We start from the raw sequence: 10,474 nt of genomic DNA on the forward strand, positions 1-10,474 counted from the left end.
CCGTTCCGGAATGCGGCGTTGCCGCAGAGTTCGACCGGGAGCGCGGCGGGCCGTGCGACGCAGGTGACCACGGGGCAGTCGCAGTCGGGGCGGGCGCCGTCGGCGGAGGAGTTGCGCGGGCGGGTGCCGGCGGTGGCGGGTGCGGTGCCGACGACGGTGAAGGGCGCCACGCCGGGAGCCGGCCCGGCGTCGGCTCCGCCGGTGGCGTCTGCTCCGCGGGCCCTCGGCCAGGTCGAGCAGGACGGGTTGACGTCTTCAGTTCTGGCGCGCAAGGGGCAGCCGGCACCGGGCCGGGTGGAGGTGACCGAGCGGCGGACGGAGAACTCGAAGGTCTTCCAGAATCCGGACGGGAGTTTCACGTCGGAGTTTTCCGCGCATCCGCAGCGGGTGCGGGGTGCGGACGGGTCGTGGGCGGAGATCGATACGGAGCTGGTGCCGGCGGCGGGTGGTGGTCGGCATCGGATGAAGGTGGCGGCGCGGGGCACCGAGGTGGCGGATGTGGCGACGGACGGCGAGTTGGGGCGTCTGGATGTGGCGCCGGGAACGTCGGTGGGGTTCGGGTTGGAGCAGGCGGCGTCGGTACGGGCGGTGGTGGCGGGGGATACGGCGTCCTACCGCGGGGTGCGGCCGTTTTCCGATGTGGAGTTGACCGCGACGACGTCGGGGTTGAAGGAGACGCTGGTCCTGCATTCGGCGGCGGCGCCGGCGCGGTGGGTGTTTCCGTTGGCGTTGCGGGGGTTGACCGCGGCGCTGGATCCGCAGACGGGGGCGGTGAATCTGACCGACCGGTCCGGGGTGGTGCGGGCGTTGATCCCGGCGGGGTGGATGGAGGATTCCGCGGTTGATCCGAACGTCGGGGACGGGGCGTATTCGGAAGGTGTGACCTACACGCTGGTGACGGGGGCGGACGGCCGGCCGGCGCTCCAGGTGGATCTCGACAAGGAATGGCTGGCGGATCCGGCGCGGGTGTTTCCGGTGCGGGTCGATCCGTCCACGACGTGGATGAACCCCGAGGCCGATGACACGTATGTGGCGCAGGGGTATTCGCTGAACCACGGGTCGGATGTGGAGATGCGGGCGGGCACGTATGACGCCGGGGTGCATCCGAATGCCAGCTATGTGCATTTCACCGGTGTCGGTGAGTTGCAGAACGTGAACGTGGTCAATGCGGCGATGTCGCTGTGGAACTTCCATTCGTGGGCGGCGTGTGACGCCTCGGTGCCGGTGGCGGTGTACGGGGTGACGCAGGCGTGGAACGGCATGACGATGAAGGACTGGCCGGGTGCGGCATACGGTCCGGAGTTGGCGCGGAGCAGTTTCGCGTACCGGGACGGGTCGGCGTGCCCGTCGACCTGGGCGAACTGGACCAGCCCGGCGTTGACCGAGTGGGTGCAGGACTGGACGCGGGGGATCCGGTCGAACGAGGGTTTCACGGTCCGGTCGGTGAACAATGCGGACAATCGGGGGTGGCGGAAGTTCGCGACCACGCAGTCCGGGCCGGAAATCGATCCGTTGCTGCGGGTGGAGTGGACCCCGTATGACGCGGAGTACGCGGCTCCCCCCGGCGGGCTGGTCTGGGAGCAGCAGCTGACCAACAACCAGCAAGGCAAGATCCGGATCAGGGTGACGAACCGGGGTCGGGATCCGTGGCCGGCGAACAGCAACTACATGCTGGCTTATCATGTGTACGACGCGTCGAACACGAACGTGGTCCAGTACGACGGGTACGGCACGCAGCTGCCGGTGACGGTGAACCCGGGTCAGGCGGTTGACGTGCTGGCGACGGTGAACCCGCTGCCGCCGGGGCAGTATGTGCTGCGCTGGGACATGCTGCATTACGGGGTCACCTATTTCTCCGAGCAGGGCGTGACGTTTTGGGCGATGGGCACCGAGGTTCTGAACATGCCACCGGTGGTATCGGTGGTCTCTCCGGCGGACGGCGCTCTGGCATTCTCGACGACCCCGACGTTGACGTTGTCAGGAAGCGATCCGGACAACTATCCGGGGCAGGGGGTGGACTACAACTTCCAGCTGTGTACCGGGTCGGATGCGAATTCGGGTGAGTGCTGGTCGTCGGGGTGGATCGCGTCGAATTCGTGGAGCCCGCCGAAGGGCGTTCTCTATTGGAACGAGACGTACTACTGGCGGGCCTGGTCGGGTGACCATCAGATTCCCAGTGATCCGACTCCGCCGGTTCGTCTGACCCTGCAGGTCCCGGGCTCGGGGACGGCGGCCCATCTCGGGTCCGATCCGTATGCGCCGACGGTGGCCAGCGTGACCCCGGTGGTGGGCAACTATGTGACGTCGACGACGGATGCGTCGGTGGCGGGGGTGGGTCCGGCGCTCGGGGTGACCCGTACGTATAACAACCGGAATCCGGTCGACGGGCTGTTCGGGGTGGGCTGGTCGTCGGAGTACGACGTGGGGATCGCGCCGGACATGGCCGGCGAAGGCAACATCGCGGTCAGCTATCCGGACGGGCGGGTGTCTCGGTTCGGCCGTAACCCGGACGGGTCGTATGCCTCGTCGCCGGGCTACTACTCGTCGGTGTGGACGCCGGGGGCGCGGGTGGCGTCGTTTACCGGGGCGGATTCGACCTCGTCGCTGGGGGTGGCGGACACGGGGGAGGGCTGGCAGGTGCTGGCCGGCATCTGGGGGATCGCGGGGAACGATGCCTATCTGGCCTCGGCGGGGTCGGGGCGCAGTGTGGCGGTGCTGCCGGCCGGCTCGGATGGCACGGTGCGGTTCACGCTGCCGGTGGCACAGGACAACGTGGGTGTCGCCTTCCGCGTGCAGGACGCGGACAACATGTGGCTGCTGTATGCCAAACCGTCTGCCAATCAGCTGGTGCTGGCCAAGCGGGTCGGTGGGGTGACGTCGACGGTGGCGACCGCGGCGAATGCCTGCTGTGCGGCGGCGGACGTGTTCGCGGTGATGACGGCCGGGAGCGCGATTGCGGTGTCGCGGAACGGCCGGGTGGTGGTGACTGCCAGCGACAGTGCATTGCAGACCGCGACGCGGGCCGGGGTGTATGCGCTGTCGACCGGGGCGGGGCGGATCGGTTCGCTGACGATCCTGGACGGGCAGCATCGGGATGCGTTCACCCGGGCGAATTCCGCCACCACAGCCGGGGCGGCGGACAGCGGCGTGGCGTGGACCGCGTTGGCCGGCACCTGGGGGATCGACGCCAATCGGGCGTATCTGGCCGCCGCGGCGGGCAGCCGCAACCTGCTGGTAGCGCCGGCGGCGGTGGACGGGGTGTTCAGTTTCACGATGCCGGTGACCCAGGCCGGTGCGGGGTTGGCGTTCCGGGTGGCGGATGCGGAGAACTTCTGGCGGCTGGTGGCGGTGCCGGCGTCGACCCGCTGGCGGCTGATCAAACGGGTCGGCGGGGTGGAGACCACCGTGGCGGAGGCGGCGGGGTCGTGTTGCACGACGTCGGACACCCTGACCGTGACGACCAGCGGGGCGTCGATCACCGTGGCGCGCAACGGCAGCCAGATTCTGGCGGTGTCCGATCCGGCGGTCCTGTTCGGGACGCGGGCGGGGCTGTTCGCCGAGACCACCGGCTCGGGCCGGCTGGACAACGTCGTGTTGTCGGCGGCGACGGTGGTGGCGGACAAGTCCGGGACGGTGTCGGCGTTCCGCTCGGACGGCCGGCTGGTGACGGTGACGGATGTGGCCGGCCGGGCGTTGGTGTTGTCCTACGACGCCAACGGCCGGTTGACGCAGGTGTTGAACAGCACCAGCGGGCGGGCGTTGGCGTTCACGTGGGCGAATGGTCATGTCAGTCAGGTGTCGACTGGGACGGTAGCGGCGCACGGCGGGCCACTGGTCTGGTCGTATGGCTATTCGGGCGGCAACCTGACGTCGGTGGTCTCACCGCGGTCATCGACGCCCACGACGTATGCGTATGCATACAACGGGATGCTGGGGCAGATCCGGCTGCCGCGGGGGAACATCGCTGAGACAATCGGCTACAACCTCGATGGCACGGTGGCGTGGCGGGAGGACGGGCTGGGTAAACGCACCACGTTCACGGTGACGAGCACGTCCCCGACGACGGTGGTGCGGGTCGTGGATCCTCGCGGGCACGGTGAGGACTGGGAGTATCGGAACGGCCAGCTGGTCTCGCATCGGGATGAGCTGGGAGACCGCCGTTTCGCCTACAACATCCGCGGTTTCCTGGTGCAGGTGACCGATGAGAACGGCAACCTGCTCACGATGGACACCGATGACCGTGGGAATGTGCTGAAGCGGACCACGGTACGGGCGGTGTGGGAGGGGACGTCGTTCGCGAACAGCGAGTACTACAGCTATTTCTCCGGGGCGCCGGGGGATCCCCGTAACGATCTGATGACGGTGGCGCGGGACGCCCGCTCGACCTCGGCGACGGACAACACCTATGCCACCACCTACACCTATTCCCCCTTCGGGGACCTGACCGCGCAGACGACCCCGGCGACCGCGGATTTCCCGTCCGGGCGGACCACAGCCTGGGTGTATGCCGGCGGGGGTGAGGCGGCGACCGGTGGGGGCACGGTGCCGCGCAACATGCTGCTGTCGACCACTGATCCGCGCGGGAAGGTCACCGGCTTGTCGTACGACAGCAAGGGTGACCTGCGCGGCGTGGTGGACCCTGCCGGGTTGACTCACGGCTACACCTACGACGAGTTGGGCCGGCAGATCACGGCTAAGGAAACCTCCGACACCTTCCCGTCGGGGCTGACCACCACCATCGGCTATGACCCGTTGTCGCAGGTTGCGCAGATCACCGAACCCGGTGTGGTCAATCCGATCAGTGGGGTGACGCATACCCGGGTGACGGCGCACAGCTATGACCTGAACGAGAACCTCAGTCAGACCGTTGTTTCGGATGCCACCGGCGGGGATGCGGCGCGGACCCACACGGTCACCTATGACAACACCGATCGGCCGACGCAGAGCACCGAGGCGGCGGGCAGCCCGGAGGCGGCGACCACGGCGTGGTCGTACGACGACAACGGCAATGTCATCACGATCACCGATCCGCGGGGGACGGTGACGGCGTTCGCGTACACGCCGCGCAACCTGCCGGCGACCACCACGGTGCGCAATTTTGTGGATGATCCGGTGGGCGGGTCGGCGGCGCGGGACGTGGTCGTGGAGTCGCGGGCCTACGATCCGGCGGGGCGCCTGGCGAGCGTGACCGATGCGCAGGGTCGCACGGTGCGCCACACCTACTGGCTGGATGATCTGCCGTGGCAGGACATTCTGGTGGGTTACCGGCCGCCGGACACGGTCAGCGGCACGCTGTCGACGGCGAATGCCCGGGACATCGTGCTGGCGGAACGGGCCTACGACTCGGCGGCGAATCCGATCTGGACGGTGACCGGGGGCGGCCGGCTGCGGGTCGTTGACACCTTTGACGCGGCGCGCCGCGTCACCCGGCGCACGGTGGACCCGGACGGTCTGGCCCGCACCACCGACGTCACCTTCGACGCGAACGACAATGTGCTTTCGACCGTGACCGGGGCGGCGGGGACGTCCGCGACCGGCCGGGTCGATGTTGGTTATGACAATGCTTCCCGGCCGACGTCGCGGACGGTTTTCGGGGATGGCAGTGCGACGTATGTGACGACGACCCTGCGGGATCAGCGGGGGGTGGTGACCGGGACCGCGGATCCGCGGGGGTATGTGGCGGGTGGGGCGCCGAACCCGGCGTTCGTCACGAACAGCGCGGTGGATGCGGCGGGTCGGTTGTCGCAGGTGACGGCGCCGCCGGTGTCGGTGGAGCAGGACGGGGCGGCGGCGAGCACGGCCAGGCCGGTCGCCGACGTCGGCTACAACACGTTCGGGGAGCCCACGCACGCCCGGGATGCCCGGGGGTTGGTGACGGTCAGCGGCTACGACCGCCTGGGCCGGGTCATCCAGGTGACCCACCCCTCGTACACCCCGCCCGGCGGGGCCGCGGTGAGTCCGGTCGAGTCGTGGACGTATGACGCCAACGGTAACCGGTTGACGCAGGTGAATACCCGGGGGAAGACGACGGCGGTGGTGTATGACCGGCGGAACCGGCCGGTGCAGATCACCGAGCCGGCGGTGGCCGGGTCGCCGGCGGGGGTGTCCCGGTGGGAGTACGACGACGCCGGGAATGTCACCGCGACGGTGAGTGCGGTGGGGGCGTGGACGTTTTTCGCCTATGACGATCTGGACCGCCGGTGGGCGAGCACGGCGACGGAACGCTCGCCGCAGGCGACGTTCACCACCTATACGGATCATGATGATGCCGGGAATGTCACGAAGGTGATCGCACCGGTGAACATCGCCTCGCAGGCGGCGTGGACGGGGGTGTATGACGCGACCGGGGCGCTGGTGCAGGAACGCGACGAGCTGGGGAAGCTGACCGCCTACGCCTATGACCTGGCTGGTCGGGTGGCGTCGGTGACGGATCCGCTGGGTCGGGCCACCCGGGTCACCTACGACCGGGCCGGGCGGCGGAGCACGGTGGCACAGTATTCGTCGGCCAACGCCCAGTTGCGGTCGGCGAGCTTCGGCTATGACCCGGCCGGGAACCCCACCTCCGACACCGATGCCAACGGCTGGACCACGACCCGTAGCTTCGACGCGCTCGACCAGCTGCGCAGCCTGGTCGAACCGGTGACCGCCTCCACCTCGATCACCACGTCGGCGGGGTATGACGCGGCGGGGCATCGGACCCGGCTGACCGACGGCCGCGGCAACGCCACTGTCACGACGGTCAACAGTCTGGGCCTGGTGGAGAAGACGATCGAGCCGTCCACGGTCGCGCATCCGGCGACCGCGGATCGGACCTGGCAGACGTCGTATGACGTCGGTGGGCTGCCGGTGACGCTGGCCGCGCCGGGTGGGGTGAGTCGGAGCCGGACGTTTGATGCGTTGGGCCGGTTGACCGCCGAGTCCGGGTCGGGTGGTGGGGCAACTGCGGCGTCACGCAGTGTGGGTTATGACCTGGTGGGTCGGGTGACGTCGGTGGGTCATCCGTCGGGGACGCAGACGTTCAGCTACAACGATCGGGATCTGCTGACGGGTAGTGCCGGTCCGGCGGGGGCCTCCACGTTCGGGTTCGACGGTTCGGGTCGGATGGTCTCGCGGTCGGATGCGGCGGGGACGTCGTCGTTCGGTTACAACAACCGCAGTGATCTGACGTCGACGACGGGTGCGGCCACCGGTGGGACCCGCACGTTGGGTTATGACGACGCGCGGCAGTTGACCTCGGTCGGCTATGCCGCTGGTGGGGCGGTGCGTAGTTTCGGTTACGACCAGCTTGGCCGCACCGTCAGCGACACGCTGTCCGGGCCGGGTGGGACATTGCGGGCGGCGACGTATGGCTATGACGCCAACGACAACCGGTTGAGCGAAACGCTCAGTCCGGCCGGGTTGGCGGGGTCGGGGAGTCAGAGTTTCGGCTATGACCGCACCGGCCGGTTGACGTCGTGGATCAACCCGGCCGGGGCGACCACGACGTATGGCTGGGACGGCGCGGGTAACCGGACCGCGGTCAACGGCACCACCGCCAGCTTTGATGAGCGTAACCGGCTGCTCACCGATGGCGCCGCGACCTACACCTATACCCCTCGGGGGACCCGGACGACCCGGACCGCGGGTGGGTCGACCGCGACGACGACGTTCGACGCGTTCGACCGGCTGGTCTCGGACACGACGTCGGGGACGGTGTCCTACGGCTACGACAGTCTGGATCGGCTCGCGGTGCGTGCCGGTACCGCGCTGGCCTACGCAGGCACCGAGAAGGAGCCGGTCGGGGATGGGACGTCGACGTATGCCCGGGACCCGGATGGGGATCTGATCGGGCTGGGTACCTCGGGTGGGGCGTGGGCGCCGCTGGCTGACATCCATGGTGATGTGGTGGCCGCGTTCCCGGCCGGCGGGTCGGGGTTGAGCGATCAGAAGGTGTTTGATCCGTTCGGCGTGGCGACCACCGCGGGTAGTGCGAATGTGCGGGTCGGGTTTCAGGGGTCGTGGACGGATCCGGCGACGGCGAAGGTGTCGGCGCAGGCGCGTTGGTATACGCCGGGGACCGGCGGGTTCCTCTCCCGGGACAGCATCGACCTGCCGCTGTCGGGCTCCGCCGGTGTCAATCGGTATGTGTATGGCAACGCGAACCCGCTGGCCTACAACGACCCGTCCGGCCATTCGCCGAACACGGTCGATGATCTCATCGATAAGTATGTTGCGCCTGGAAAATTGGGACGGTACGTCTACGAAGTAGCCAGGGAAGCCATCACAACAGGTTTAACTGAGGCGGGGAATCTGGCTCTTGATTTCTATGGGGGTCCGCGTCGGCTGGGAGGGAAGATTGCGCCGCGGTATAAGCCGCGTTCCAAGAGCAGGAGTAAGAGTAAGGATAGGCGCGATCGGGAAAACGATCAAGACGAGCTTGATTATAGGCTCCTTCCGTACGAAACGGCGGTTCCGGACGATACGGCTGATTCATACGACACGACGGGTCTGGACTTTACGTTCCTTTCGTATGATGCGTATTTCTTTGCTTCGTCTTCCATGGAGTATGGGTTTGTTTCGTCCGGCGGAGTGCGCCGCGCGGTGCCGCGGGCGGGTAGGCGGGTGGTGTCCAGGCCGGCGGTGAAGCCGCGGGGCCGGCCAAGCCGCGGGGGCCGGCCAAGCCGCGGGGGCCGGTGGCGTTGCCGGCGGTGCCGGCGTTCGACGCGAAGGCGGCGGCGGACCGGGCGATGGCCGGGTTGACGTTTGACAACCTGCCGCGGCCGCGGGAGGCGGCTAATGCGAGGCCGCCGGCCGCGGAGGTCCCGACGGCGTCGGCTGCAGAGCGGGCTGGTGCGCCTGGTCCGCAGACGTTGAACCCGGATGATTTTTCCAGGGGGTGTGCGGCCTCGCCGGGGGCTGTTCCGCTGGCGATGAGCTGCCAGCCCGTTCTGCCTCGCGGTCCTGCTTCTGGCGCTGGGGGGAACGGTCGCCTGGCCGGTGAGTCCTGTGGCACGCGGAACAGTTTCGACGGGGCTACCGGGGTTCTGATGGCGGATGGGAGCCGCAGGCCGATCCGGGAGGTGAAGGTGGGGGATCGGGTCGTGGCGACGGATCCGGCGACCGGTCGGACCGAGGTCCGCACGGTGACCGATGTGATCGTGGGTGAGGGGGATAAGGCCCTGGTTGAGGTGACGGTCCGTACCGCCGACGGCGACAAGGTCATCGTGGCGACGGATGGTCATCCGTTCTGGGTGGAGTCGTTGGGGCGGTGGGTGGCTGCCAGGGACGTGGCCTCGGGTGCTCTGTTGCGGACGTCGGCGGGCACGTTCGTGCAGGTCGGTGTGGTCCGGACGTATGCGGCTCACCAGCGGGTGTACAACCTGACGGTTGATGACCTGCACACGTACTATGTGCTGGCGGGGGCCACCCCGATCCTCGTCCACAACTGTGGTGAAGGAGATGGCTACCTGTATCGCGGAGTTCCGAATGGGCATCCAAAGTATGACGATGCGCTGGAAGGGCGCGCTGTACCACACGGTGGTCACTCTGATCCGGGTCGGCACGTAGGCGGCAATACTGACAGTGAATTCACTTCGTGGACTCACTACTACGAGGACGTCGCTCTTGACGCGGCCGAGGAGCTTGGTCCGGGAGGGATCGTAATGCGGATTCCTCACGCCAGTGTCCCGGCCGGGAGAAACGTTCGAATTCATGGAACCGAGCATGAAGTGTATGAGGAGTCGGAGCATGCGCTGCGCGGGGTCATTGAAGGTGCAGAGATCAGTATCAACAAGGGGCCATGGTTCAGGCCGGGCGGTGGTGGGTAGCCCGCTGCTGGGCGCCCATCTGAGAACAGGCGAGTTCGCAGATTCATTGGAGAGCTCCGTGGAAAGAAGTCATCTCGCGCACCTCCTCGCCGGGGCTGATGGCGTGCGGCTTCTTTCTCGAGCTGCCCTCGGCGCGGGCGTCGATTACAAAGTCTGGCCTGAAGGCGTCGCAACCCAACGTCTTATCTCTATCTATGAGAGGCGAGAGCGCGGAACCCGACGCTCTGGCCAACCTTCGTTTGGATTCACTGAAGCGCTCGATGCACTTCGTGCCTATGATGGTACCGAGCTTGCAATAGGGTTCATCGATGATCGACGTCGAGGCGGATATTACTTCCAGCTCTTCCTGGACCCGGAACTGGGTTCGGTCGTTGCCTGTTTCGGGGTGAAATCAACTCGGGATCTTCAGGATTCTTAGTAAACATTCGCCTCGACCGGTTGAATCCGCCGTCCCTACCGCGACCGAGCCCACTACTTCTTCGAGACCATCGAAATCCCGCCCATCGCAAGAGAGAACATCCGGGCAAGCGCCCTCCGAACATCCGGATCCCGATCGAGTCGCTCCAGCGATTCGAACCTCGTCGGATCAATATCGATCGTGGCAATTCCGCCAGTATCCCTGCCATCCGCAGCTGAGAACAGTACAAGGTATCGGTATGCCCGCACAG

2 protein-coding genes and 1 pseudogene are annotated in these 10,474 nt (G+C 67.4%); 2 read left to right on the forward strand and 1 reads right to left on the reverse strand.

What is annotated here, in order from left to right; genetic code table 11:
• The first annotated feature begins 63 nt into the window (after window positions 1-63).
• Together U9978_RS23140 and U9978_RS23145 are read left to right on the forward strand one after the other, a co-directional pair.
• Entirely contained in the window at window positions 64-8,739 is an 8,676-nt protein-coding gene (locus U9978_RS23140) for a DNRLRE domain-containing protein (protein WP_322763260.1), read from the forward strand.
• Window positions 8,740-9,026: 287 nt separating this feature from the next.
• Window positions 9,027-9,806, forward strand: coding sequence for a polymorphic toxin-type HINT domain-containing protein (locus U9978_RS23145; protein ID WP_322763261.1), 780 nt, complete (start codon window positions 9,027-9,029; stop codon window positions 9,804-9,806).
• Window positions 9,807-10,277: 471 nt separating this feature from the next.
• Here U9978_RS23145 and U9978_RS23150 read toward each other — a convergent pair.
• Window positions 10,278-10,474: pseudogene (locus tag U9978_RS23150) on the reverse strand (hypothetical protein); the annotation flags it as partial.

This window comes from Protofrankia sp. Cr2 (assembly GCF_963555885.1).
Lineage (GTDB): Bacteria > Actinomycetota > Actinomycetes > Frankiales > Frankiaceae > Protofrankia.

Coding starts and splice junctions, on each gene's coding strand:
- U9978_RS23145 (WP_322763261.1), top strand. CDS start 9,027: ATGGCGGATGGGAGCCGCAGGCCGATCCGGGAGGTGAAGGTGGGGGAT.